Source organism: Bifidobacterium thermophilum (genome assembly GCF_037482445.1).
Classification (GTDB): domain Bacteria; phylum Actinomycetota; class Actinomycetes; order Actinomycetales; family Bifidobacteriaceae; genus Bifidobacterium; species Bifidobacterium thermophilum_B.
Window position 1 is genome coordinate 401239 of sequence record NZ_JBBHLY010000003.1, and the last position, 25349, is coordinate 426587.

The 25349-nt window shown below is 63.3% G+C and carries 20 protein-coding genes; 12 read left to right on the forward strand and 8 right to left on the reverse strand.

The genetic code is table 11. The annotated features are described in order from the left end of the window. Positions 1–97: 97 nt before the first annotated feature. Positions 98–493 (forward strand): iron chaperone, encoded by a 396-nt coding sequence (locus WD012_RS04315; protein ID WP_339562534.1) that lies wholly within the window; start codon positions 98–100, stop codon positions 491–493. Between the two features lie 107 nt (positions 494–600). Here the strand turns inward: WD012_RS04315 and WD012_RS04320 are convergent, their stop codons facing one another. After that, positions 601–1713 (reverse strand): beta/alpha barrel domain-containing protein, encoded by a 1113-nt coding sequence (locus tag WD012_RS04320; RefSeq protein WP_339562535.1) that lies wholly within the window; start codon positions 1711–1713, stop codon positions 601–603. 190 nt (positions 1714–1903) lie between these two features. Next, entirely contained in the window at positions 1904–3052 is a 1149-nt protein-coding gene (locus WD012_RS04325) for a GmrSD restriction endonuclease domain-containing protein (protein WP_339562536.1), read from the reverse strand. A 303-nt stretch (positions 3053–3355) separates the two neighbouring features. Between WD012_RS04325 and murA the strand changes: the two genes are divergently transcribed. The 3 genes from murA (at position 3356) to WD012_RS04340 (ending at position 7579) form a co-directional block, all read left to right on the forward strand. Continuing rightward, complete coding sequence (murA, locus tag WD012_RS04330; protein ID WP_339562537.1) at positions 3356–4681, forward strand: UDP-N-acetylglucosamine 1-carboxyvinyltransferase; 1326 nt, start codon at positions 3356–3358, stop codon at positions 4679–4681. Between the two features lie 457 nt (positions 4682–5138). Then, on the forward strand, positions 5139–7355 hold the full coding sequence (locus WD012_RS04335) for a PASTA domain-containing protein (RefSeq protein WP_339562538.1): 2217 nt from the start codon (positions 5139–5141) through the stop codon (positions 7353–7355). Next, complete coding sequence (locus WD012_RS04340) at positions 7352–7579, forward strand: hypothetical protein (protein WP_339562539.1); 228 nt, start codon at positions 7352–7354, stop codon at positions 7577–7579. Before WD012_RS04335 ends, WD012_RS04340 begins: the two co-directional genes overlap by 4 nt. Positions 7580–8132: 553 nt before the next feature. Here the strand turns inward: WD012_RS04340 and WD012_RS04345 are convergent. Beyond that, positions 8133–9083 carry an HAD family hydrolase gene (locus tag WD012_RS04345; protein WP_339562540.1) on the reverse strand — a complete coding sequence of 317 codons (951 nt, stop codon included), beginning with the start codon at positions 9081–9083 and terminating at the stop codon, positions 8133–8135. Between the two features lie 403 nt (positions 9084–9486). Here WD012_RS04345 and WD012_RS04350 point away from each other — a divergent pair, with 403 nt between their 5' ends. From WD012_RS04350 to WD012_RS04380, 7 genes are all read left to right on the forward strand, one after another. Then, on the forward strand, positions 9487–9678 hold the full coding sequence (locus tag WD012_RS04350; RefSeq protein ID WP_339562541.1) for a hypothetical protein: 192 nt from the start codon (positions 9487–9489) through the stop codon (positions 9676–9678). Between the two features lie 109 nt (positions 9679–9787). Next, entirely contained in the window at positions 9788–10774 is a 987-nt protein-coding gene (locus WD012_RS04355; protein ID WP_339562542.1) for a CocE/NonD family hydrolase C-terminal non-catalytic domain-containing protein, read from the forward strand. After that, positions 10687–11052 (forward strand): hypothetical protein, encoded by a 366-nt coding sequence (locus tag WD012_RS04360; RefSeq protein ID WP_339562543.1) that lies wholly within the window; start codon positions 10687–10689, stop codon positions 11050–11052. The genes WD012_RS04355 and WD012_RS04360 overlap by 88 nt, the downstream gene beginning before the upstream one ends. 498 nt (positions 11053–11550) lie before the next feature. Further along, on the forward strand, positions 11551–12516 hold the full coding sequence (locus tag WD012_RS04365) for a lysophospholipid acyltransferase family protein (protein ID WP_339562544.1): 966 nt from the start codon (positions 11551–11553) through the stop codon (positions 12514–12516). A gap of 134 nt (positions 12517–12650) precedes the next feature. Further along, positions 12651–13649 (forward strand): NAD(P)H-dependent glycerol-3-phosphate dehydrogenase, encoded by a 999-nt coding sequence (locus WD012_RS04370; protein ID WP_339562545.1) that lies wholly within the window; start codon positions 12651–12653, stop codon positions 13647–13649. A 178-nt stretch (positions 13650–13827) separates the two neighbouring features. After that, positions 13828–14970 carry a D-alanine--D-alanine ligase family protein gene (locus WD012_RS04375; protein WP_339562546.1) on the forward strand — a complete coding sequence of 381 codons (1143 nt, stop codon included), beginning with the start codon at positions 13828–13830 and terminating at the stop codon, positions 14968–14970. A gap of 267 nt (positions 14971–15237) precedes the next feature. Then, positions 15238–17055 carry a CPBP family glutamic-type intramembrane protease gene (locus tag WD012_RS04380; RefSeq protein WP_339562547.1) on the forward strand — a complete coding sequence of 606 codons (1818 nt, stop codon included), beginning with the start codon at positions 15238–15240 and terminating at the stop codon, positions 17053–17055. Between the two features lie 129 nt (positions 17056–17184). Here the strand turns inward: WD012_RS04380 and WD012_RS04385 are convergent, their stop codons facing one another. Beyond that, complete coding sequence (locus tag WD012_RS04385; protein ID WP_422614361.1) at positions 17185–17970, reverse strand: mechanosensitive ion channel family protein; 786 nt, start codon at positions 17968–17970, stop codon at positions 17185–17187. A 274-nt stretch (positions 17971–18244) separates the two neighbouring features. Between WD012_RS04385 and WD012_RS04390 the strand changes: the two genes are divergently transcribed. Then, a complete protein-coding gene (locus WD012_RS04390) occupies positions 18245–19537 on the forward strand; it encodes an Mbeg1-like protein (RefSeq protein ID WP_339562549.1) in 1293 nt (430 codons plus the stop codon). A gap of 102 nt (positions 19538–19639) precedes the next feature. Here WD012_RS04390 and WD012_RS04395 read toward each other — a convergent pair whose 3' ends face one another. The 4 genes from WD012_RS04395 to WD012_RS04410 all read right to left on the reverse strand — a co-directional run bounded on the left by WD012_RS04395 (position 19640) and on the right by WD012_RS04410 (position 24600). Continuing rightward, positions 19640–20281: a TetR/AcrR family transcriptional regulator gene (locus tag WD012_RS04395; RefSeq protein WP_339562550.1), complete on the reverse strand. Its 642-nt coding sequence runs from the start codon at positions 20279–20281 to the stop codon at positions 19640–19642. 141 nt (positions 20282–20422) lie between these two features. After that, the gene (locus tag WD012_RS04400; RefSeq protein WP_339562551.1) at positions 20423–21220 is read right to left on the reverse strand and encodes a putative ABC transporter permease; all 798 of its coding nucleotides are present in this window, start codon (positions 21218–21220) and stop codon (positions 20423–20425) included. Between the two features lie 188 nt (positions 21221–21408). After that, entirely contained in the window at positions 21409–22854 is a 1446-nt protein-coding gene (locus WD012_RS04405) for an aspartate ammonia-lyase (protein ID WP_339562620.1), read from the reverse strand. Between the two features lie 522 nt (positions 22855–23376). Further along, positions 23377–24600 carry an MFS transporter gene (locus WD012_RS04410; RefSeq protein WP_339562621.1) on the reverse strand — a complete coding sequence of 408 codons (1224 nt, stop codon included), beginning with the start codon at positions 24598–24600 and terminating at the stop codon, positions 23377–23379. Between the last annotated feature and the right edge of the window lie 749 nt (positions 24601–25349).

Here is a 25349-nt window from a genome sequence, read left to right on the forward strand (position 1 = left end):
TTGGCGATTCACCGCGCCGGATACGGTACGCTTACGGGAACAGCGCAGCCGCATCCGGACAAAACCGGAGCGTGTCCCGACCGGAATGGAGTAACACATGGCGAAATATGCGAACGTCGAGGAATATCTTGACTCGATTGCCGACGGGCGGCATCGCGCCGAATTCCGGGAACTGCTCGACTGGGTGCATGCCACATGGCCGCAGCTGGTCTGCGAAGTCAAATGGAACCAGCCGATGTTCATGGACCATGGCACATTCATCATCGGGTTCACCGCGCTGACCAATCATGTGACGGTCGGCTCCGAACCGCGCGCATTCGAGCACGCCATGCCGCTGATCGAGCAGCAGCATCTCAAGCGAGGCAAGAAGACCTTCCAGATCCCGTATGGGCGCAGCGACGCGTGGGAGGTGCTCGAGCAGATCATTGAATTCACCATCGCCGACAAACGCGATGTGCAGACCTTCTGGGACCAGCGCCGTCCCGCATGCTGATGATGCCCTGCTTCTGCCGACGCTGAATGCCCGTCAGCGTCGGCAGAAGCAGAAAGCAGGTGTGGCGGGCATGCCCATGCGGATCTGCCGCACCCTGATGAGCCGCTTCACTCGTTGACGGCGGCCTTGATCCGCCGGGCGAGCGTCGCATCCCACATGGCGCCGGTCGCACTCATGACCGCATCCGCCCCGGTCTCACGGTACGCGAGGTAATGCTCCGGCTCGATGACCCCGCCGACGCCGATAATCGAGAAATCAAGCCCGAGACGCTCGCGGATCGCCGACAGGCGGCGGACCATGTCCAGTCCCGCCCCGCGGATCGCGTTCCCGCACACGCCGCTGCGATCGCGCCCCTCGCCGGGAAGCGCCTGGTTGCCAGAAGCGTCCACGAGTTTCGCGGAAATCGTGTTGATGGTGGAGAAGCCTTGCGCCGTGCCGCGTCCGACGGTTTCGCGCACCATGGTCTCGAGCTCGATATCCGAGGGGAAATAGGCGAGTTTGACGATCAGCGGACGGTCGCCGATTTCGTTCTTGACCGCTTCGGTGATGCGGCCGACCAGATGCGGGTCGTGACACAGCAGGCGGTTATGGCCTTCGTTCGGGCAGCTCGTATTCATTTCCATCAGCTGTGCGCCGGTTTCGCATACGAGCCGCGCGCAGGTCACATGGTCGGCGATGTACTCGTCGGTGCTCATGCCGGCGACGCGTGAGCCTTGGAAACTCGGCACCAGCAGTTGTCCGGGGCCGGCGGCGGCGATGGCGTCACGCATATCCGGCTGCCATACGTCAGGGTCGCGCGACGGTACGCCGAAGGAATTCGAGATGGAAATCGGCAGATCGTACCGGGTGTCCGCGAGTACGCCGTCGTCGAGTTCCGGGCTGCCGGGGGTGAGCGACCCGTCCGCCGCCTTGGGGTGCACGGCCAGCACGTTGGGGAAGGGGTTGCAACCCCAGGCGCGCGACCGCACGGTCTTGTACACGGCCAGGTCGAATCCCATGCGGAAGGCGGCGATCGTGAACCGTGAGTTGAGCAGCGGGCCGGCGGGAATGCCGAACGGCAGGTTCACCGGGAAGCCGAGCACGCTTGCAGGGGTTGCGTTGGAAGCTGCCGCGCCGCCGTCCGTCAGCGCCTGCGCGAACAGGCCGAACGGCCCGCGCCGGTAATTGTCGTCATAGGTGAGATTGACGTCATAGAACGGCTCGAATTGCTGGTTGGTCATGCTTGCGAACTCCCGTGATATTGCCTTTCGGCACCCGTGTTTGCTCCCAGTATATGGATTGGTGCGATCGGTCGCGGCGATCTGCGGCGATGGTGAGATAATGCGCCCGACCGGCATCCTGGCTGGGCTGCCGGTCGGGCGCATGGATCCGCCGAGATACACCGTGCGATTGCCTGGTAATGCCTGGTGATCACTCGCAGGCGATGCCGTCGCCGTCACGGTCGAGTTTCCTCGAATACCCCGGCTGCCCCTGATACAGCGGCGCTTTGCCCGCCGCGCGGACGGCCGAGCAGTTCCGGTAATAGACATCCCCGCCGGACTGCTGCGCGGGCGCGGGGGCCGGCGCGGCCTGTGTCTGCGCCGGTGCTGGTGCTGGTGCCGGGGCCGCCTGCGTGGTCTGGGCCGGCTCAGGCGTCTGCACAGGCTGGCTGTCCGCTTGCGCAGAGGCGACTACGCCGCCGCCGTCGGGCACGGTCTGTCCGGGGCAGCTGGACAGCACGTTGGTCATCGCGTCCTTCTCCGCCTGCGTCACCCACAGCGCGTACTTGTGCTTCACGCCGATCTGCCGCGCGACATACTGGCAGCGGAACGACTTGTTCGGCGGCAGCCAGGACGCAGCATCGGAATCGGATTTCTGCTGGTTCGCCGGCCCGTCCACCGCAAGCAGATTGTACGGGTCGTTCGCCAGTTGCAGTCGCTGGTCGGCGCTCAGCTGCTGCGCGCCCTTCTGCCACGCGTCGGACAAGGCGACGACATGGTCGATCTGCACGGCGGTCGACGTGTGCTGCCCGCGCACGAAATTGATGGTTTTGCCGGTATACGGGTCGTTGAGCGTGCCGGTTCTGACCACGCAGTCATGCGTGCCGGGTTTGAAGGTCACGTTCGTCATATCGCGCTTGAGGATGTCGTTGCGCGTATCGCAGCCGTTATGGTCGACATCCGACCAGACGGCGCCGAACTGGGTGCGCGCATACCCGGTCTTGGGTGCGCGGCCCTTGACCGCCAGGGTCGCCAGCATGTCGACGGCGGCGCCGGACGCGTTGGACGATTCCGAGTTCGTATCGGATTGCGCGGATGCATCGTCTGACGGGCCTGCGCTGGATTCGGGCGTTTCGCTCGGGGACGCGGATTCGGACGGGGTCGCGCTCGCCGACGCGGAATCGCTTGGCGGCGCCGAACTTTCGCTGTCGGATCCGCCGCACGCGGACACCGGCAGCAGCATCGTGCCGGCGAGAATCACGGCAATCAGCTTGGTCAGTGAACGTCCCCTGGAGAACACGCCGCGTGGGGTATTGCAATCGTTGTCATGGCGCGCGTGTGCATTGACGGAATTGTTCATGTGACGCTCCTTCACATTCCCTGTTTTCCCTGTGATATCGCCCGAAGGCGGCACATCATCCGAATATTCTATGTCTGTGCGGCGGCGTTCATGAGGCATCCCGCAAGCGTGTCATGGACGGTGTTGTCTGCGTTCTGTGGCGATTGGCTCGATACCGTCGCATACGTACGATTCGGCTGGTAGCATGTTCACCGCTTATGCACATGCGGTGTGTCACCATGGTGATACCAACCAGTAGCGTGTCAATGTCGGCCGACCATTGTGGCGGCAGGCGTCCGGGCAAGGGAATCGAAAGAGGTCGACATGGTCGAAGAGAAAGACGATGTGCTCCATGTTGAGGGCGGCAAACCGCTCCATGGCACGATCAAGGTTCGTGGAGCCAAGAATTTCGTAAGCAAGGCCATGGTCGCAGCGTTGCTCGCGCCCGGTACATCCGTCTTGAAGAACGTGCCGGAGATCCGTGACGTGCATGTCGTGTCCGATCTGCTGCGCCTGCACGGCGTGGACGTGAACGTGGACGGCAAGAACGGCATCGTCACCATCGACGCCACCCACGTCAAACTCGCGGATGTCGCCGACGTGGATACCCTGTCCGGCTCCTCGCGCATTCCGATCCTGTTCTCCGGGCCGCTCGTGCATCGCCTGGGCGAGGCGTTCATCCCGGCGCTCGGCGGCTGCAATATCGGCGGGCGCCCCATCAACTTCCACCTTGACACCCTGCGCAAGCTCGGAGCCGACGTCGACAAGGAACACAAGGACGGCATCCACATCACCGCCCCGAACGGCCTGCACGGCGCGAAAATCCACCTGCCGTACCCGTCGGTGGGCGCCACCGAGCAGACCCTGCTCGCCGCCGTACTCGCCGAAGGCAAGACGGAACTGTCCGGCGCGGCCATCGAGCCGGAAATCATGGACTTGGTCGCCGTACTGCAGAAGATGGGCGCGATCATCTCCGTGGACGTGGATCGCACCTTCCGCATCGAAGGCGTGGAAAAGCTTCAGGGCTTCACCCACACCGCACTGACCGACCGCATCGAAGCCGCCTCCTGGGCTTCCGCGGCGCTCGCCACCCGCGGCGACGTGTTCGTCAAAGGTGCCACGCAGGCTGACATGATGACCTTCCTCAACGTCTTCCGCAAGGTCGGCGGCAAGTTCGACATCACCGACGAGGGTATCCGCTTCTGGCACCCGGGCGGCGACCTGCACCCGGTGGCCATCGAGACCGACGTGCACCCTGGCTTCATGACCGATTGGCAGCAGCCGCTCGTGGTCGCGCTGACCCAGGCGAAAGGCCTGTCAATCGTGCACGAGACCGTGTACGAGAACCGTTTCGGCTTCACCAAGCCGCTGGTACAGATGGGCGCGACCATCCAGCTGTACCGTGAGTGCCTCGGCTCGCTGCCCTGCCGTTTCCAGCAGCGCAACTACAAGCATTCCGCGGTGATTTTCGGGCCGACCCCGCTGACCGGGCGCGATATCGACGTGCCGGATTTGCGTGGCGGTTTCAGCCATCTGATTGCGGCGCTTGCGGCTTCCGGTCCGTCCGACGTGCACGGGATTTCGCTGATCGACCGCGGGTACGCGGACTTCCGCGGCAAGCTGCTCGCGCTTGGGGCTGATATCGACTGACGTCGGCTGGGCGGGCCGGGTATCGCCGGTCCGGGCTGGTTCCGATGGGTATTGATGGTGCCGTTCTCTGGTATGGAGGACGGCACCACGTGTTTTTCTCGGGTGGTAACCGGTATCCGGTATCCGGGCGCGGTGCGACTGGTGGGTCGCATGGCGGTGGGATACGGGCGGTTGCCGGGTGTCTCCCTGTCTATCTGGCTGTGGTGTGACTGGGTGGTCGCACGGTGGTCTGGTTGAGGCGGTTGCAGGGCGCTATCCCGTCCATCCGGGCTTGGTGCGATTATTGGCTCGCACGGCGGCGGGACTTGCAGTGCGGATGACGTCCGACGTGTCGCCCGGCAACGCGACCAGCCATCGCCGCGATGCTACTATGGCATTGGATAGAGAAGCATACTGTCCGGCACAGTGAGCGCCGACGCCCGCTGGGATTCCGGACGGCGGAACGAAGGGATTCGTCATGTTCTGTGGACAATGCGGACAGAAGAACGCCGACGATGCGCAATTCTGCGGGTCATGTGGCAGCCCCCTGCATCGTGCCGCCGAAGCGCAGGGACAGCCCGCGTCATCGGCGAATCCAACGGCGAATCCCGTGGTGGATTCCGGCGCGAATCCGGTACCGTCCCCCGCATTGCCGCCACGCCCGACCACATCGGCATCATCGGCATCCGCCGATTCCACACCGACGACCACGATCCCGACACCCACCTCTGTACTGCCGCCTACCGTTGCAATGCCGGCCACCCCAGCCCCGGCCATGCTGGTGTCGGATACGACGGAGACCGCCGTAACGCACCGGTCCAAGACCGTCATCGCGGCGATTGTGGCGGTGGCCCTCATCATCGTGGCCGGTGCCGCGGCCGGACTGACCTACCATGCCGAACTCTGGGGCGGCAAGACCCTGCCCGATATCGCCGCGGAAAACCCGGCCGCCACCAAGAAACCAGGGAAAGCAAAGGCCACGGTCACCGCGGATTCGGTGGTCGTGAAACTCAAGGCCAGCGGCATCACCGCGGTCAAACGTCCGGAATTCTCCGGAGCCGTCAAGGGCGCCTTCCTCGGGTATGGCAACGCCAAGGCCGGACAGCGCGTGCGGTCCGGCCTTGGCGTGGTCGTGCGCGAATCCGCAGGGCCCGGCGTTCCAAGCAACGTCGAACATGCGAAAGCCGGCACGGCAATCACCACGCTCAAGACCATGGGCGTACCGGTCCACGCCAAGCAGGTCGCGGTGAGCTCCTCCTCGAAACTCGCCAGCGGCACGGTGATCGCGACCTACCCGCTGGCCGGTCAGGCGGTCACCGACACAACAACCGGCATTTACGTCGGTGTCGCCGCGAAAACCGACGGCAAGACCCCGGCCATCCCCTATGACGCCATCGGCACGGATATCGCCAGTGTGAAAGACACGCTCGCCAAAGCGGGCGTAAACGTCACCACCAAACCGCATTTCTCGTCGAAGAAGAACATCGGCAAACTGGTCTCCTCGAGCCCGGCGCCCGGCACCGTGCTGTCCTCGGGCGAAAGCGTGACGCTCTACTACGGTGTCGGCGCCGACAAGGTGCAGGACGCGACCGTGGGGCAAAGCAACGCGCCGTATTTCTACGCTTCGGAACTCAACGACGCGGTGACTGGCACGTATTGCAAGAGCACTGTGACCGACGTTGCAAAAGATTGCATCACGCTCGCGCAGGACGACAACGGCTCGGTATATCGCGTCACGGTGAAGGACACCGGCACAAGCAGTGATGAGCACAGCAACGACATACTTACCATGTGCTTCCCCTTCGCGGACGGCAACGCCGGCGACATCGGCACCTGCTCGTACGGCGGCTCACAACTGCCGGCAGGGGAGGGCGGCATGGCGAAGCGCCTGATCGCTAAGCAGTGGGGTGCCTTCGATTTCGGCGAGCAGGGCGGCTCACCCAGCTGCGGTACGGCCACGTTCTCCCCGTACGACGAAGGCTGCAACGCCAGCAAGCAGGTCGTGCAAGGCTCCCAGGACTTGTCCGGCGCGACTTTCGACATGCGTGACTTCTACGTGTTCTTCGCTTCCGGGGCGAATCTGGACGCCATCGAGAAGAGCGGGTATTTCGACGACAGCGCGCTTGCGGCGGCGAAGAAAGGTTCGAAGCCGGACACGTCCCGTCCGTTCATCCTCGCCCGTGACGCCTCGCAATACGACACCACAAGCGTCCCGTACAGCAAGGCGCCGGTGCCGTCCGGGCAGACGCTGGTGCAGGACCCCTTCGTCCCCGGAGTCGGCGAATTCTCCGCATCAGTGAAGTTCAAGCCGGCGCCCACGGACGCGAACGCCTACTATCTCGTCGAATCCGGACAGCCCGACTGGCAAAGCCTGCCCGACTGTGACACCAACGGCAAAGTGTCCGAAGCCGCCGCACAAGAGCAAGGATTCTGGCGGCAGGTGCAGGGGAAGTATACTTTCTCGTCCGGCGCCGGGGCATGGGCAACCATAATGACGGTCAATGCGGATGGTTCGTTCACGGCTGACCACCATGATTTCGACTTCGGAGGTGCCGGGGATGGATATCCGAATGGATCCGAGTTCGTCGCATCCGGCACAGGTAAGTTCAACTATTCCAAGCGCAACGACGATGGCACATTCAGCATCACTTGCGACAAAAGGCGTTCCACCAGAACGGCACTGTCGGCGATGTGACGATCAAAGATGGTGTCCGTGTAGAAACTGCCGACGGCATCTATGGGCTGACCCCGTGCGGCACATTCACCGTATATCCGGCAGGATATGCGACCGGCTCATTGAATGAAGATGTGAGAACCTGGATATTGAGTGTTACAGGTGAAACGCCGCCATCGACGTTGAATGGTCCACTCATTGTAAACGACAGTGATAAAGCCACATTCCTTTACGACCAGAACTGATGGCTGATCGGCTATCTTCTGGCAGTGCTTTGGCATTGTTCTTGAACTGATTGGTTCGCAATGTTGATTCAAGCATCTGCCAAATCTCTCATCAGCTCATCGGAACTGGTGAAGCGTTTGTCGATACGAGCATCCGCCTGTTGCGTGGCCTCGACGCTTGTCGGACTTTCCCGTCTGATCTTGAACGGCAGCCGTTCTCACGGATGGATTGCCACGAAAAGACGCTGACGGGCAGGTGATATTCCGAGTAGGCCGTTCTGTGCGCATTGCGATTCGCTCCCGGGAGATCTCGCGCGGTCCGGCCGCGAACGGGTAAACTCCCGGATTCTCGCGGGAGTTTACCGCGGATATGCGAATCCGGCACTGTTCTCCCATGAACAGCTTGAGAGACGATTTTTCAGAACCGCGGAATTCCAACGTTCCTGTTGGGAGATTATCTGTCAGGGCACCGGATTGCGCAAAACTCCCACGTCCCGCGCGGGAGTTTAGCCGCAAATCGCATGATTCGCCGAGTTCTCCCGCAGGAACGTCCCTTTCAGTGGCGACAGGACAATCAGATCAAACCAAGCCGGCTGAACGCGTGCGCGAACCCGTTATCCTCCACGCTGTCGGTGGCCATGTCCGCAGCCTGTTTGATCTCCTCGATCCCGTTGCCCATCGCGACGCTGGTGCCGGCCGCGAGGATCATCGCCATATCGTTGCCGCCGTCGCCGAGCGCGATGGTGTCCTCGATACGATACCCGAGCGTGCGGGCGACCTGTGCCACGGCGGTGCCCTTGTCGGCGCCGGGGATCAGCAGCTCCCCGTGATTGTCCGAGATCTTGCCGTACGTGCCCGGTACGGCGGTAAACCACGGGCTGAGCGCCCTGCACGTGTCTTCGAACGACGTCGGATTGCCGCGGTCGGCGAAATACGAGCCCTTGCTCGCCCTGATGGAAGCGCCGAGACCCCGCCCGTGCGTGTCGAGATCCTCGATGACATGCCATCGGGACGCGAACTGCGGGTCCTTCCACGCGGAGCCCTTCGCCTGCAGATACTGCATGTACCCGCGCGACACGTACATGCCGTCCGGCCCCTGCCACTGGTAGTTGCGGATGTCGTGCTCCCGGAAGTACGCGGTGGCCGCATCGATGGCCTCGGGGCCGATCAGATGCTCGAACAGCGTGCGGCCGTTGATATCCGCGCGGGCGCCGGCGACCGACACCACCCCGTCGAAGCCGAGGTCGAGGATGCCCTGCTCGATTTTCATGAGCGACCTGCCGGTGCAGATGAACAGCAGATGCCCATTGCGCTGGGCTTGCCGGCAGGCGTCGACGGCTGATTGCGGCACGTGATGGTGCTCATCGGCCAGCGTGCCGTCGATGTCGATGAACACGAGCTTGCTGCCTGCCGGCGCGTGGCCGCGAGACGCGTGGCCTTGAGGTGTGTAGTGTTCGGGCTCGCAATCCCCGGTGGCCGCCGCCAGGGAGCCCAATGGTTCGCTGATATCGCTCGTATCGTTCATACCGCCACCGTACCGCCCGCCGCGGTCAGGGCGCTTCGCAATCACCGGCCAAGCGGCGGGAAGCACGTCGTGTTGTCTCGGGCCGTCATGCCCCGCGTGCCATGAGCCAGCCGTCGCACTCCCGTGTTGCCAGGCGCCCGCCATAGCGGTATGGGATACGTTGAACAGTATCGTCGAAACACAGAAGTAGCGACGGCGATGCAATCGATTGCTATGGTCAACATGCAGCAGTCAAGAGAGGGGACAGATATGAGAACGGTACGCCGCGATGGCATGATCATCGAATTCGATCGCGAAGCCGTCATGTGCGACGGCACCATTATCCGCTACGACACATACCGCCCTGAGCAAGAAGGCAGATACCCGTGCATCACGACGTACGGGCCGTACGGCAAAGGAAGGCATGCATTTCTCGCAAGGGTACAGCCTGTCCTGGCATGATATCAAGACAAAGTATCCGGAGATCCTGCGCGGCACCAGCGGCAAATACATGAACTGGGAAACCGTCGACCCTGAAAAATGGGTCCCGGAGGGGTACGCGATCGTCAAAATCGACTCCCGCGGGTGCGGGCGTTCAGAGGGGGGTCATCGATAACTGGACGATCCAGGAGGCGAAAGACTACGCCGAATGCATCGAGCAGATCGCCGCCCTGCCGTGGTGCGACGGGAATATCGCGGGACTCGGCATCTCCTACTATGCCATCATGCAATGGGCGGTTGCCGCAGTACAACATGGTCTGGGGGAATACGGGCAGATCGGGGCGATCGGCGGCGACTATCTGTCGGGTCCGGAAACCTTGAAGAAGAAAGAGCTCATCAGGAATCGAAAAGACTATATCGAAGAGATCGAGGACAATGAGCTGATCGATGCCGATGTCTACCGGCGCAGGCAGATCGACTTGTCGAAGATAGGGATACCGGTGCTGTCCTGCGGCAACTGGGGTGGCAATGCGCTGCATCTTCGCGGCAATACCGAAGGATACCTGGCGATCCCGTCGAAGGAGAAGTACCTGGAAATCCACGGTCTGGAGCATTTCACCGGGTTCTACACCGATTACGGCAGAACGGTGCAGCAGGATTTCCTCGATCATTATCTCAAAGGAAAGGACACCTGGCACCGTGCCCCGGTACATCTGAGGCTGAGGAATGTCGACGGCACGTTTACGGACAGGGACGAGCAGGAATGGCTGCTTGCGCGCACGCAATGGACGAAATATCACCTCCAGCAAGACGGAGGGCTTTCCACACAGGAAAGCGACGATTTTCGGATGTCGTTCAAGGCAGACGGTCGGGGCGTGAATTTCTTCACAGGACCGTTGAAGGAAGAGCTGGAAATCACCGGTCCCGCCGCCGCGTCGCTGCTTGTCTCCTCTTCGACCAGCGATGCGGATATCGTCGTCACGCTGAGGGTTCTTGACCCGGACGGCAATGACGTGTCGTTCGTCGCCGCCAATGACCCGCATGGGGTGATCGCGACGGGCTGGCTGCGGGCATCCCACCGGAAGCTGGATACCTCGAAAAGCATGCCGTACCGCCCGTATCACACGCACGACGAGCTCCAGCCGTTGCGCCCCGGCGAACAAGCGCAGATGGATGTCGAAATATGGCCGACATCCGTCATCATCCCCAAGGGGTACCGTCTTGGCGTCAATATCGGGGAAGGGATTACCGCTTTACCGCGCCGAACCTGAAAAGCAGGGTGGATATCGGTTATTATCTGAAAAATCCGAGATTGATTCTCGACATGTTCCGCACACTGACGTTTTCCCAGATGCTGAAGGTCCTGTCTCATGAAAAAGTGTGGGATGGCAATGCCATGTATACGCATCACATGGATATGGGCCGCAAGGAATGCTCGGGCATCACGACGATGCACTCCGAAGCCGGCAGCCGGTCATATCTGCTCTCGCCTGTCATCCCGGCGGTGCAGGATGAGGCGGCGCAGGATGAGGCGGTGCCGGTGCGGTAGGCATGGCGGCGGCCAGGTATGTCACCGGTTCGCGGAGGGTGGCGTTCGCCGGTTTCCGTCACCATTCCTTCGGTATCCTTTCCGCACGAATGGTTTCGGCTGCCGATGTTGCAGGTGTGGAGCGGTCTGGCCGGCCGGGCGTCGATACACCAGAACCGCCGATTTCACAATCCGCGGAATTCCGCGGTTCTCTTGGGGCGCTCGCCCGGATGGCATCACCATTCCTTCGGTATCCTTTCCACGCAATCGCTTTCGGTGGTTGACTGCCCGGGTATGGAGGCGGACAGGGGCGCCATACGCTGCCAGGAGGGACTCACGCGATGCAGTCGGTTCCATCATCCGCGGAATTCCGCGGTTCTCTTGGTCCGGCTTCCCCCGTGGCGCCGCCGGTCTCTCCGGTATCCTTTCCGCACTGTGCCGATCGGCCATCGATTCCACTGGTGCGGAAGCAGGCAAAGACAGCCCCGCCTTGGCCGGCGGTTGCGGCACAATGGTGGTATGACTTCGAAAGGCAAACCATCGCCGCGCAGCGCGGTCAAGCCGCTGAGTGACGAACAGGTCGCAACACTCGCGCAGCGCCACTATCTGGTCGATCCGACCAAGGAATACCCGACCGGCCCGCGCACCCCGAACGAGGCGGAAATCAACGCGCAGAACCCGAAAGCCACCGCCCGCCTGCTCAAAGGCGTATCCGTCGTGCTCAGCCAGCGCAGCAAAGTGTATGCGTGGGGTCTGGAGCATGTCCCGGAAACCGGCCCGTTCATCACCGCCGCCTCGCACGTGACCATGTACGACGTATTCGTCCCGATGATGAGCCTGTTTCACTTGGGCCGCCGCCCGCGCTTCATGGCCAAGGCGGAGATGGCGCACTGGCCGGTCATCGGCAAATGGTTCCAGACTGTCGGCATGCAGCCGGTCCCGCGGCGGTCGGGCAAGGCGAAGGCCATCGAGGCGGAATCCATCAGCATTCTCACCTCCGGCCGCCCGCTGACCATCTGGCCGGAAGGTACGCTCACCCGCGACCCGCAGAAATGGCCGATGAGCATGAAATCCGGCGTCGGATACATCGCGCTCGAGGCCTCGCGCAGGCTCGGCTGCCAGATTCCGCTGTACTGCTCGGTCACGTGGGGTGCGGCGAGCATCAACCAGTTCTGGCCGTGGCCGCGCAAGAACGTGGTCATGGCTTACGACGAGCGGCTGGACTATTCCGACCTGCTCGCCACCCAGGATACGTGGGGCGACGAGCCGCCGGTGGACCTCGCCCAGGAGCTCGCCGACCGCGTGCGCGCCCGCATGGAGGAACTCATGGCCGAAATCCGCGGCGAACAGCCACCCGCCGAAGGCTACTGGGATTACCGCACCATGAGCCGCAAGCCGCGCCCGGACATATCGTTCCGCCGCGAGGACGGCGATCAGCCGTTCATCGCGACCGTCACACCCGCCACAGCCAGCACACGCGCATAGGCCGGGGCGAGTACCATAAAGCCCGGCAATACGGAACCTGCCGCGACACCGGCAGGGATTTCGGCGGGCAACACGGCAACCAACCGTCGCAACCACAGATTCAGGCGTCACACAACGCCTGCAAGGAGATTGATATGACAAACATCACCGTCCTGGGAGCAGGGGCCTGGGGGACCGCATTCGGCCAGGTTCTCGCCGACGCGGGCAACACCGTGACCATGTGGGCGATCGAACCGGAAATCGTCACGGACATCCATGAGCACCACCGCAACTCGTACCGCCTGCCCAGCGTCGACCGGCTGCCGGCGGCCGTGGACGCCACCGGCGACCGCGCACAGGCCGTGGCGCACGCGGATATCATCGTCGTCGCGATCGCCGCACAGTTCGCCCGCGTCGCGCTCGCCGAATTCAAGGACCTGATCCCCTCCACCGCGCTCGTCGTCTCCCTGATGAAGGGCATCGAACGCAACACCGGCAAGCGCATGGACCAGGTGGTGCGCGAATCCCTGGACCTGCCCGAGGAGCGTTTCGTCGCGATTTCCGGACCGAACCTGAGCAAGCAGGTCGCCGACCGCCAACCGGCGGCCACCGTTGTCGGCTGCACGGATATCGCCAACGCGCGTACGGTCGCGAAAGCCTGCGAAACCAAGTATTTCAAGCCCTTCGTCACCACAGATGTCATCGGCCTGGAAATGTGCGGGTCGCTCAAGAACGTGGTCGCGCTCGCCGTCGGCATGGCTCGCGGCGCCGGCTACGGGGAGAACACGGCCGCGATGATCGAGACGCGCGGTCTGGCGGAATTGACGGCGCTCGGCAAGGCTGCGGGCGCGGACCCGAAGACCTTCGCCGGACTGGCCGGTGTGGGTGATCTGGTCGCCACTTGTGGATCCCCGCTGAGCCGCAACTACACCTTCGGCGCGAACCTGGGCAAGGGCCTGAGCGTGGAGGAAGCCACGAAGGCGAGCAACGGCGTCGCCGAAGGCGTCCCGACCACGGATGCGGTGGTGGCGCTCGGCCGTCAGCTCGGCGTGCCGACCCCGCTCGCCAGCGCCATGAGTGACGTGCTGGACAAGGGCATCTCCTGCGCCGACATGCTTGCCGAGCTGTTCGGCGGCGACATCACCGAGGAGTGACCCCGTAAAGATTTCCGGCGATTCGTGCCCGCTTGCGGCTGCAGAGCCATGGCTCGCGTTATGGTTGCGGCGGGAGAACGCGGAGCGATCCGCCGTCCATAAGACCGATTCGAAGTCAAGGTGAGAACCGGGCTGCCCGCGCGATGGCGGGGAACAGCCCACAAAGCAAAGGATGATTATGACGAAGCAACGCATCATGGTGCTGTACGGCGGCAAGGCCGACGAGCATTCGATTTCCTGCATCTCGACCGCCGGCATGCTCAATGCGCTGGATACCGGGCGTTTCGAGCCGGTTCCGGTGGGTATCACCAAGGACGGCAAGTGGCTGGTCGGCGGGAGAGACCCGCGTACTTTCTCACTGGATGGCGGCGTGCTGCCGGTCGTCGAGGCCGGTGCCGGCACGCGCGATGTGGTGCTTGACCCCGCCCTCGGCGCGAACGGCTTCTTCGCCCGCGAACAGGACGGGACGCTGACCTCCCTGGGCACCATCGATGCGGTGTTCCCGGTGCTGCACGGCCCGTACGGCGAGGACGGCACGGTCCAGGGCCTGCTTGAGATGATGGGCGTGCCGTACGTGGGCTGCGGCGTGTTCGCGTCCGCCGCCTGCATGGACAAGCATTTCACGAAGGTGCTGCTCAACGCCGCCGGCATCGCCACGGCTCCGGGTATTACGCTCGACACGCGTGATTTCGATGCCGCGGACGGGTTCGCGGCGCAAGGTGAATCGCTGCTCGCCCAGGTGCGGGGGGCGGGGCTCGCATACCCGCTGTTCGTCAAGCCGTCCCGCGCCGGATCGAGCTTCGGCGTGACGAAGGTCGAGCATGAGGGCGATGCCGCCGAACTGGCCGCCGCAGTGTTCGAAGCTTCGCACCACGACTGGAAAGTGCTGGTCGAGCAGGGCATCGACGCCCGCGAGATCGAATGCGCGGTGTTCGCCCCCAAGGCCGGCGGGCAGCCGCGTGCCAGCTGGCCGGGCGAAATCGTGCTTGACCGTCGCGATGACGGCGAGGACCAGTTCTACGATTTCGACAGCAAATACATGGATGCGCAGGCCTCCCACGTCGAGGTGCCGGCCAAGCTCCCGCAGGAGACGCTGGAACTGGTGCGCAGCACCGCGATCAAGGCGTTCAAGGCGGTTGATGGCGCAGGCCTGAGCCGCGTGGACACCTTCGTGACCAAGGACGGTTCGGTGATGGTCAACGAAATCAACACCATGCCCGGATTCACACCGATCTCCATGTACCCCAAGGCCTGGGCCGCGACCGGATTGCCTTACGGCGAGCTGATCTCCCAGCTGATCGACGGGGTGCTCAAGCACTGACGCATCAGCGGGTCGCGACGAATCCATATGCGGGCCGATGGGCTTCCGGACATGCCGGAAACCCGTCGGCCCGCCGTATTTCGGCAGTGATTCCACACGGTCTGGAAAGTTATCCACAATCATGGTGCATCGTTTGCCTGTTGGGGCCATCTTGGTACGATGGACGTGCAGTAGTGCTTCCGAAGACGGCGAGTATTGCGCATGAGCCGATGAATGCCAACGAATACAATGCAACGACGAGAACGACAACAACGACAAGGGGTGCCGATGACGTGGTTTGATGATGAGCATATGCAGGACGACCAGAGCCGCCATGACGGCGAGGCACCCCAGAGCTCCTTGCCGCCCGACCGGGAGAGACGACAGGACAACGACGATACCCGGCTTTCCGGGCAAACGGACGTTCCGTATGTCCCGCCTGAGGCGGATGCCCCGGCATCGCAGGCTGAAGGCATGCCGCAGCAGACGGGCGCGAACCAGCCCCCGCACTCGCAGCAGGCAACGCAGCCGCAGCAGACGGCATGGCCGCAGGCAGCGCAGCCGCAGCCTGCCGCCCCGGTGAACCCGTACATGCCACCGCAGCCTGCGTGGTACGGTACGTCGCAACAGGCGCCATATGCCACCCAACCGCAGCCCGTATTCCCGGAGCCAGCGAACACCATGCCCGCGAACACCATGCCGGCGGGTGCGGTCCCGCCGTTGCCGCACATGCCGGCCTCGCCCTATCCACAGGCATTCCAAGGCCAGCCGCAGCAGGTGGCTCCGCCGATGCCCGGTGCCGTGCCGCCGCAGCAGCAATTCCAACAGCCGGTGATTCCGCCGCAGCCGGCGCAACCGACGCAACAATATCCGCCGTATCCGCGGCCCATCGCCCAGCCTCAAATCCCCGGCTACGCTGGTCCGCAATTCCAGCAGCATCCGCCGTATCCGCCGTATCTGCCGCAGATCTTCCCGCCGGCACAGTTCATCCAGACGCTTCCCGGGCAATGGCAGGCCTGGTGGGAGCAGAAGCGTCGCGTCCAGGCCGCGAAGCATGACTATTCGTTGGTCGGCTGGGCGTTGCTGCTCATGATCGGCATCTGGCTGGTCGGCGCGTTGGCGGTGACCATCGGTGTCCTGCTGGCTTTCTCCAAGAGCGAGAGCATCCCCACGGGCCTGCTTCTGCTGCTGAGCAACGTGCCGCTGTATGCGGTCGGCATGCCGGTGTCCCTGCTTGTGTTCCGCAATGTGCCGAGGCTGGCGACCAGACGGCTTGACATGCCCGCCGTCACCTTCATCAAGCTGTTGATCGCCACGGTCCCGGTGATGGCAATCGGCTCGATCATCGGCAACCTTATCGCCGCCCCGTTCTCCAAAGGCGGCACGGACACACTCGAATCGGCGCTGGAGCACACCGATTACCTCTCCCTGTTCCTGCTCACGTGCGTGTGCGCACCGATTTTCGAGGAGTGGATCTTCCGCAAGGAAATCATCAGCAGGACCCGCAAATACGGCGAGAAGACCGCGATCGTGGTGTCCGCCCTGTGCTTCGGCCTGTTCCACGGCAATATCCGCCAGTTCGTCTACGCGTTCGGCCTTGGCCTGATCCTCGGCTACATCTATGTGCGCACGTCGAAGCTGTGGTACACGATGCTCATGCACGCGCTGGTGAATCTCAACGGCGGCATTATCTCCATGTGGGCCACTACGCGGGTCGATACCGATGCCTTCCAGCGCACCGTGGACCAAGGCGGGCCGGACGCGGTGCTCCGGGCGGTCGAGGACCAGCTGGGCGGCGTGATCATCATGGCCGGCTACATTGTGGTCATGCTGGGGCTGTTCATCGCCGGCATCGTGATCCTGGTGCGGGAGCGTCGCAACTTCGTGTTCTTCGACGCCCCTGAGGAACTGCCATCGGGCACGGGGGCGAAAACCGCGTTCGGCAACCCGGGCATGATCGTGTTCATCATCCTCGGCGTGCTGATGACACTCGGGTCGCTGCTGTCGTCCAGCATCCCCTCCGAAGGCTCGTTCGATGTCGGTGGCGACGGCACGGGCATGATGGTGTGGCAGACATTCCACCTGCTCGGTATGTTGGTCGCCTGAACAGTACTCTGGTATGCGTTCGGCCGGTCAGAGGCGATACCCGCCCCTGACCGGCCGAACAATGCATATATCACGTATCAGGGTCCGTGGCGTCACGCACCGGGATGATGGCCTGCAGGCTGCAATCGGTCACTCGCCGGTCGCGGCACGCTGCTCGAGGAAGTCCGCCCCGGCCAGGGACCGGACGGCCGCATCGCGGACCGTGGACGAGAACACGCCCGGTTTGGCGAACACCATGATCTCGCCCTCGACACCGTACGGCGAGAAGCCGGTGAACTTCACGAGCGGCGGATTCCCGTCGGCCGCATACTGTGCGGTCGCCTTGCCTACCGCCGCGATGATGCGCATCGAAGCGGCATCCAGATCGGTCCCGGATTTCAGGGTGAACGGCACGGTGGTGCACCCCTCGCTCGCCTCGGTCACCCGTTCAAGCGACGACGTGTTGAGCACGGAATTCGGGATGACGATTTCGTCACCGCTGCGCGCCTTGACCACCGTGTGCCGCCACGTGATGTCCTTGACCACGCCCGTCGTACCGGCGACTGTGACCAGGTCGCCGGGCTGGACCACCTTGCCGAGCATCAGCCCGAACCCGCCGATGACATTCGCGATAGTGTCCTTCATGCCGAGCGAAATCGCGACGCCTCCTACACCAAGCGCGGTGACCAGCGTGGTCGGATTGATGCCGAACACCGGCTGCAGCACCATCGCCACGGCGATGGTCCAGATCAGCACGCGCGCCAGATTGATGAAGATCGAGGCGCTCGGCACCTGCGAACGGTCAAGCAGCGTGCGCAACGCCCGACTGACCAGTTTCGAGATGACGAATGCCGCGACAAACACGGCGGCCAGCCAGATCAGTTTGCCTGCGTTGGCTCCGAGCCACGCGATGACATACTCGACAACGCTCACGATTCCTCCGATTCCTTCGATTTTTCCGGGCCGATTCTCCGGTGTCCCATCATGCCCGGTGTGCGGACAGGCCGTGCCGGCTTACCGTACGCCGCCTTCGCCGGCATGCCCAGGCCCGTTCCAGTATCATGCGCCATGATGCCGCGGGCAGCCGGGCGTTTGCCGACGATTCGCACAGAATCGCCGTATTGCCGTATTGCCGGGTGAATGCCAGCAGTGCATCGCCGGATCGGAGTCGCTGCACTGGCGCCGCCCTGCCCGCGCCTACGATAGAGGTATGGGCAACATCGTTGATTATGTGCGCACCGATTTCCGGTCGTTTACCGAGCATCCATTCACCGCGGTCGACTCGTTGGTGCTCAGCGAACTGTCATACATCAGGCTGCCGATTGTCGTGCCGGTGTTCGCGGTGGCCCGATCGGTGGACACCGTGCCGGTCGGCGCGTTGCTGCGTGCGGAGGATTTCCCCTCGATGTTCGCCTCCGACTCCCAGCAGGTCAACAGCACCCGGCTCGATCTGCTGGTCGCCGTCGCCGAGAGCCCACGATTCCGCGGCATGCGCGTCGGGGAGTACGCCCGGCGTGACGATGCCGGCCGTGAACAGCAATTCGCGGCGATGACCTTTGATCTGAGCGACTGCGCGGGCATCCGGACGTCCTACGGTCCCGGCGGGCTCCTGTACGTCGCATTCCGGGGCACTGACGGCACGCTGCTCGGATGGAAAGAGGATTTCAATATGGCGTTCCGCTGCCCGGTGCCATCCCAGGATGCCGCGGCGGAGTACGTGGCCTCGGTACTGGACCGGTCCGCGGGCGTGCCCGGTGGCGAGGCCCCGAGCCTTATGGTCGGAGGACATTCCAAAGGCGGCAATATGGCGGTGTATGCCGCGGTCCGCGCAGCCGACCGCGAGCTGCGTCGTATGCAGCGGCGTGCCGATGAGTCCGGGGATACGCAGCTTCCCGCGATCACCGCCACGGCAGGCAGTCCCGCGGACGGCGGAAGGGGCGCACAAGCCGCGGACACGTATGCGACGCGGATTGTCCGCGTCTTCTCCCACGACGGCCCGGGGTTCCCTCGGCGTCTGCAGGCCGCGGCGTTCGATGCGATGGCCTCCCGCATCTCGAAAACCGTTCCGGCGTCATCCGTGGTGGGCATGCTCATGGACGACCGTCTGCCCTATCAGGTGGTCGAAGCCGACGCCGTGGGCATCATGCAGCATCTGGGCATGTCATGGCAGGTGGACCATGGTGAATTCGTCACGGCGTCCGGGCTGTCCGCGACGGCACGATTCGTCGGCAGCACGGTGAACGCGTGGATGCTTGGCATCGAGCCTGCCGACCGGCAGCGGGTCATCGACCAGCTGTACACGATTTTCTCGGCACCGGGATACCGCAGTTTCGGCGAGCTCGCGGAGAACTGGACGACCGCGGTGCCCGGTATCGTCGCGGCGGCACGGCAAACGGACCGGGAGACACGCCGCTTGGTCGCCGGCGTGCTTGCCGCGCTTCCGGCGGCGGCATGGCGCAACCTGCCGCAAGTGCCCCAGCTGGTCATTGACTCCCTGCGCTGATCCTGGCGGCATCGGCCGGGTCGGCATGCTCAAATCCTCGCCGTATGGCCGAGCCTAAGCCGGATGGCGCCGCGTGCGCCGGGCACCGCTCCCGGCTTGCGGTCACTGGATGCGCGGCGCCACCGTCGGGTTGAACACCCGCTTCCAATACCCGAGCATGTCGGTCTTCGACAGGCTCAGATACATGCTCATCGCCAACGCCGCCGCGTCATCGTTCAGCAGGTCTTCCGTCTCGATATGGTTGGCTAGGTCGGGCCACCGCCGCAAAATGGCCAGCATGCCGCCGATGGCGAATTCCAGCATGAGATCGGTCTGTAAGTCAAGATGCTCCGCATCAATCTGCAGGATACTCATCAGGTTCATCCGTGAGAAATCACGCAGCGAGGCCATCAGGTCAGGCGACCCGTGCGGTCCGGTGACCAGCGCGAGGCGGTCAAGACGCTCCCGCTGTTCCGGCGATTGCAGAAGCTTGGCGATATTGGTACGCCAGGCCGTTTCCGGATTGGCGTTCGGCCGGGGCAATGACACCGGGGTGTTCTCCACCATGTGAAGAATCGCCGCGTCGGCGAGTTCGGGCAGGCCGCTGAAATGATAGTAGAACGAGTTGCGGTTGACGTCGGCCTCATGCACGATATCGGTGACGGTGATCTTGCGGTAGTCGCGGGACGTCAACAGTTCCCAGAACGCGTTCTCCATGCGTTCCTTGGCGGGAAGGATCTCCGAGTCTCGACGCGGTCGTGGCATGTGTGGCTTCCTTTCCTCATCATGTCTGATACGCGCGGCATCCGGCCGCAGGCGGCAGACATCATTCTTGCATCATTGATTGACGTTGGCGGGACCGCCACGCGGCACCGTTGCTCGCCATGGGGCGCAACGGACGCGGCGCTAGTCGTCCTGCCCGCTGGACTTGCCGTGCCGTGACCGCAGGGACTCCATGCGTTCGCGCAGCTGGTCGACGATGGCACTGTCACGGACGGAACGCATGCTGGGGAACGCCTGCATCAGCCTGCGCTGCTGCCAGTTGAGCGTATGGGAGACATGGGAGTCAAGCAGGGCCTGCCTGCGTTCCTCGAACCGTTCGCTCGCCGCGACCACCCGGTCGTCAAGATTCGCGACCTGCCCGGCATGGAGCCTGTTGATATCCTCGCTGATGCGCTTGAGCCGGGTGTCGAAGCTCCACGAGGATGCGGCGGTCAGTGACGCGTCGACGGCAAGCGGCACCGCGATGACCGCCGACACCACGCCGAGTACGGTCGGCGACCACCGGCCGATGATCCCCATGAACCACGGCTGGACGAACAGTTTGACCAGCGTCGCCCCCGCACCGAAGGCGATGAACCCGTTGAGGTACACGCGGCCATTGATGTTGAACGGCTTGTCCGTATAATCCCACAGCCTGACATGGTGGAGCTTCTCGATGACATACGAGGAGATGTATTCCAGCGTGCACGCCACCACGCCGCTGCTGAGGAACAGGGCGACCGGATTGTTCACATCATGCAGCAGGAACAGCACCAGCAGTGCACCGAACCCGTAGATCGGGCACAGCGGGCCGATCAGCACGCCACGGTCCACGAACCGATGCCGGACGACAACCGCCAGCCCGGTCTCCCAAATCCAGCCGATGCAGCTGTACAACGCCCATGTGAGGAACAACCGTTCCACGAACCCCAGCACCTGCACGCCATGCCTCCCTGTATCACACCGTCATCAATCCGCGCGCACGCCGGCGTGCGGCAAACGTATTCCAGTCTAACCGCCGTTGGACGCCAACAGCGGCAATGAAGCCCCTGCCGCAGCAATACGCTTGCGGCAGGGGCTTCATCGGCGAGCCGGGAATACTAGGAATCCGGTGGAAAACACGAGTCAGGTCAGGCCTGCTTGCCTCCCTGCTCACGGCAGGTCTGACCCAAGCGACGCGACAGCGTGATCGGGTCGAGCAGCTGGTCGAGACGGCCCGCTGGCATGTCGGTGCGCTCGCCGGCGACTTTGCGGACCGTACGCTTGGTGCGCAGCGCCTCCTTGGCGATGGCCGCGGCTCGCTCATAGCCGATCTCGCTGTTGAGCGAGGCGGAGATGGACGGCGATTCCGCCGCGAATTGGCGGCCCTGCTCGAGGTTGACGGTGATGCCGTCCACGCAGTTGAGGCGGAAGGTGCGCATCGCGTTGCCCAGCAGGCGGATGCCTTCGAGCAGCGTGTGCACGGCGACCGGCTCGAAGGCGTTGAGTTGCAGCTGGCCTTCGGCGCACGCCCAGTTGACGGTCGTGTCCATGCCGAACACGGTGAAGCAGCACTGGTCGACGCACTCGGGAATCACCGGGTTCACCTTGCCCGGCATGATGCTGGAGCCGGCCTGGCGCGGGGGTACGTTGATGTCGTTGAATCCGCAGCGCGGGCCGGAGTTGAGCAGACGCAGGTCGTCCGCCGCCTTCTTCAGGTGCACGGCGAGGTTCTTCAGCGCGGATGACGTGTTGACGAACGCGCTCATATCGCTGGTCGCGGCGATCGGATCCGGCGCGGCGGTCACCGGATAACCGGTGATCTCACCGAGATGCTCGATAGCGGACTTACGGAAGCGGATATCCGCGCAGATGCCGGTGCCGATGGCGGTACCACCCAGATTCATGACCGCGAGCTCGGGCTCCAGCTTGTCGAGGGACGCCTTGTCGGCCTTGAAATACGAGGCGAACGCGTGGAACTCCTGGCCGTAGGTCATCGGGACCGCGTCCTGCAGCTGCGTACGTCCGATGGTCACGTCGTTGATGTGCTTGTCGGCGAGCTTGTGGAAGGCGCGGGCGAGTAGACGGCATTCCTCGATCATCGGCTTGAGCGCGGTGATCAGGGCAAGACGGCAGGCAGCCGGGTAGGTGTCGTTGGTGGACTGCGACTTGTTCACGTGGTCGTTCGGGTGGATATACCCGTAGTCACCGCGCTGGTGGCCGGCGAGTTCGAGCGCACGGTTGGCGATGACCTCGTTCATGTTCATATTCGTCGAGGTACCTGCACCGCCCTGGCGCACATCCACGGGGAACTGGTCGGCGAGCTCGCCGGCTTCGACGTCGCGGCATGCCTGGCGGATGAGTTCGGCGCGCATCGGGTCGATCAGGCCCAGCTCCTCGTTGGCGTCCACGCACGCGCGCTTGACTTGTGCGTACCCGGCGATGAGCTCGGGATGGCGGCTGATGGGCGTGTCGGACACGGGGAAGTTCTGGATGGCGCGCTGCACGTTGATGCCCCAGTATACGTTCGCCGGGACCGGCATTTCGCCGAGGGAATCATGCTCGATACGCGCGGGGCCGCTGAACGGCAGCGGCATGTGGGATATTGTCGCGTCGCGGGGGTCGCGCAGCTGTTCTGTCGCGTCCTCGCTGACCGCCGCTGCGGCGGCTTTCGCGTCGGCGTCGTAGGTGGTGCCTTCCGCGGTCGTGATGCCGCTTATGGCGGCGTCGGTAATGTCGATGTCAGTGGTGTCGTTGCTGGTAGCTGCTGTATCCATGGTTTCACCCTAGGCTTTCTTCGTTACCTATGATGCCGCATCGTAACACGACACGCTTGAAGCTGAAACTAGGCGGAAACGTGTCTGGGTGCAGGTGGCCGGTGGGGTTCGATGTCGCGTATTTGACGGGAGTTATGCAAATCCGGTAGTCAAAGTCATGCAGATTCGGTAGTGATGGCGCGGGAACGTTGGAACATAGCCGATTCCAGATGCGAACGAATGTTGGAAAAGGTGCTGTAATTATGGGAAACCGGCTGTCTCATCGAAGCATTCGGGCTCCGAAGAGGCAGCCGGTTAGACAGCCAAATCCGTGAATCTGTCAAACGGTGGTATGGACGCGCGTTATGCCGCGGTTTCGCTTGCGGCAGCCGGGTCGCGCTGCAAAATGAGGAATACGAGCGCCACGGCGAGCAGCAGGCCGATCGACAGGACGCCGAGCGACGGATTGCCGGTGATTGACGTGGTCGCCGCGACGATGAACGTGCCGAGAATGCTTGCGGTCTTGCCGAAGATATCGTAGAACCCGTAGTATTCGTTGGCATGCGACTTGGGGATGATCTTGCCGTAATACGAACGGCTGAGTGCCTGGATGCCGCCTTGGAACATGCCGACCAGAATCGCGAGAATCCAGAATTCCGTGGCCGAACGCAGGAAGAACGCGGCGAAACAGACGATGCCGAGGTAGGCGATGACCGCGGCAATGATCATCGGCTTGCAGCCGAACCGCTTGGCGAGCCGCCCGTAGGCGATGGCGCACGGGAAGGCGACGAATTGCGTGACCAGCAGGGCGAGCACCAGCTGCGTGGAATCGATGCCGAGCTGGGTGCCGTACGAGGTGCTCATCGAAATGACCGTGTTGACGGCGTCAATATAAAAGAAGAACGCGATCATGAACATCCACAGCGGCTTGTTGTGTGAGATCTCGTGGAACGTGTGTCCCAGCTCGGTGAAGGTGCCGCGCACGGCATCACGCATATGGTCGGCGGTTTCGCGGTAATGGGTCTGCCGGTAACTGCTGATCAGCGGGATCGTGAACGCGACCCACCACAGGGCGGTGACGATGAAGCTGGCGCGCGTACAGGCGCCCGTGCTCCAGCCGAACGCCGACGGGCCGGCGAAAATCAGCGCGATGCAGGCGATGAACGGGATGGTGGAGCCGACATACCCCCATCCGTAGCCGTGCGAGGAGACCTGGTCCATGCGCTCATTGGTGGTGGTGTCGATGAGCATGGAATCGTAGAAGGTGAGTGAACCGTTGAGGCCGATAGTGGCGAGCATGCATACCGCGAGGAACGCGACCCAGCCCAGGGGCAGCGCCATCGCGCAGCAGGCGAGGACGCCGGTGCCGAAGAAGCCGATGAAGAACCTGATCTTCATGCCCTGCACGTCAGCGATGGAGCCCAGAATCGGCATGAGCAGCGCGATGATGAGGGATGCGATGGTCTGCATGTACCCCCAGGTCGACACGATGTTCGATTCGCCGGCGGCCTTGAGCAGGGAGTTGGCATAAATGGGGATGACTGCTGTGGATAGCAGGACGAATGCGGAATTGCCGACATCGTACATAATCCACTGCTTTTCGCGGCGGTTGAGATGGCGGTCGGTTCCGGTGGCCCGCCCTGTTGTCACCGCTGGTATGCGTGCTGCCGCCGGATCGGTGTGCTGCCCGGCGGTGCCAAGAATATCGGTCATGGATGCTCCCGTCTATCTACCGTAAGGGTATGGTCGTGCGGACAACGGGCGGGATGGAACCGGTGAACGGTCCATGAACACTGGGTGATTTTTCGACGGGTGGTGGTGCGGGCGGCGTGGGCGGTGCCGGGGTGTCAGGATGCCGGTATTGCGGCGTGACGGGAGTCCATGACTGCGATTTCGCCCGGCAATGCTGATCGTATGGAACGGTAACCGAGGCCGGGTGGGTCCGGTGGGGACGGATGACGCCGAACATCCTTGATATTCCGCGGGTCCTCGTTATGGCAGATGCGCTTCATGCCTCCCCGGGACCGTTCGCGGCCTCCATAGTCGCGGTTTCGCCTGCTGATTCTTGCGGTGCGGAGCGGAAACCATCGATTCGTGACTGCCGGGCAATCGGGCATGTGCGCGAAATCCGCATGATTCCGCCGATTTTGCGATTCGCGTATCGACGGCGGCATCGCGTTGGGGCCTCCGGGGCTTCCATACCTGCGGAATCGGCACGCAACATCGACGGTGCGGAACGACAATCTATGGGGTGCCACGCATATGGATGCAGATACGGGAGGGTAGGGCGATTCGGCGGCCGGACGCCCCCACCCTCCCGTGACGCTTGTGACGAG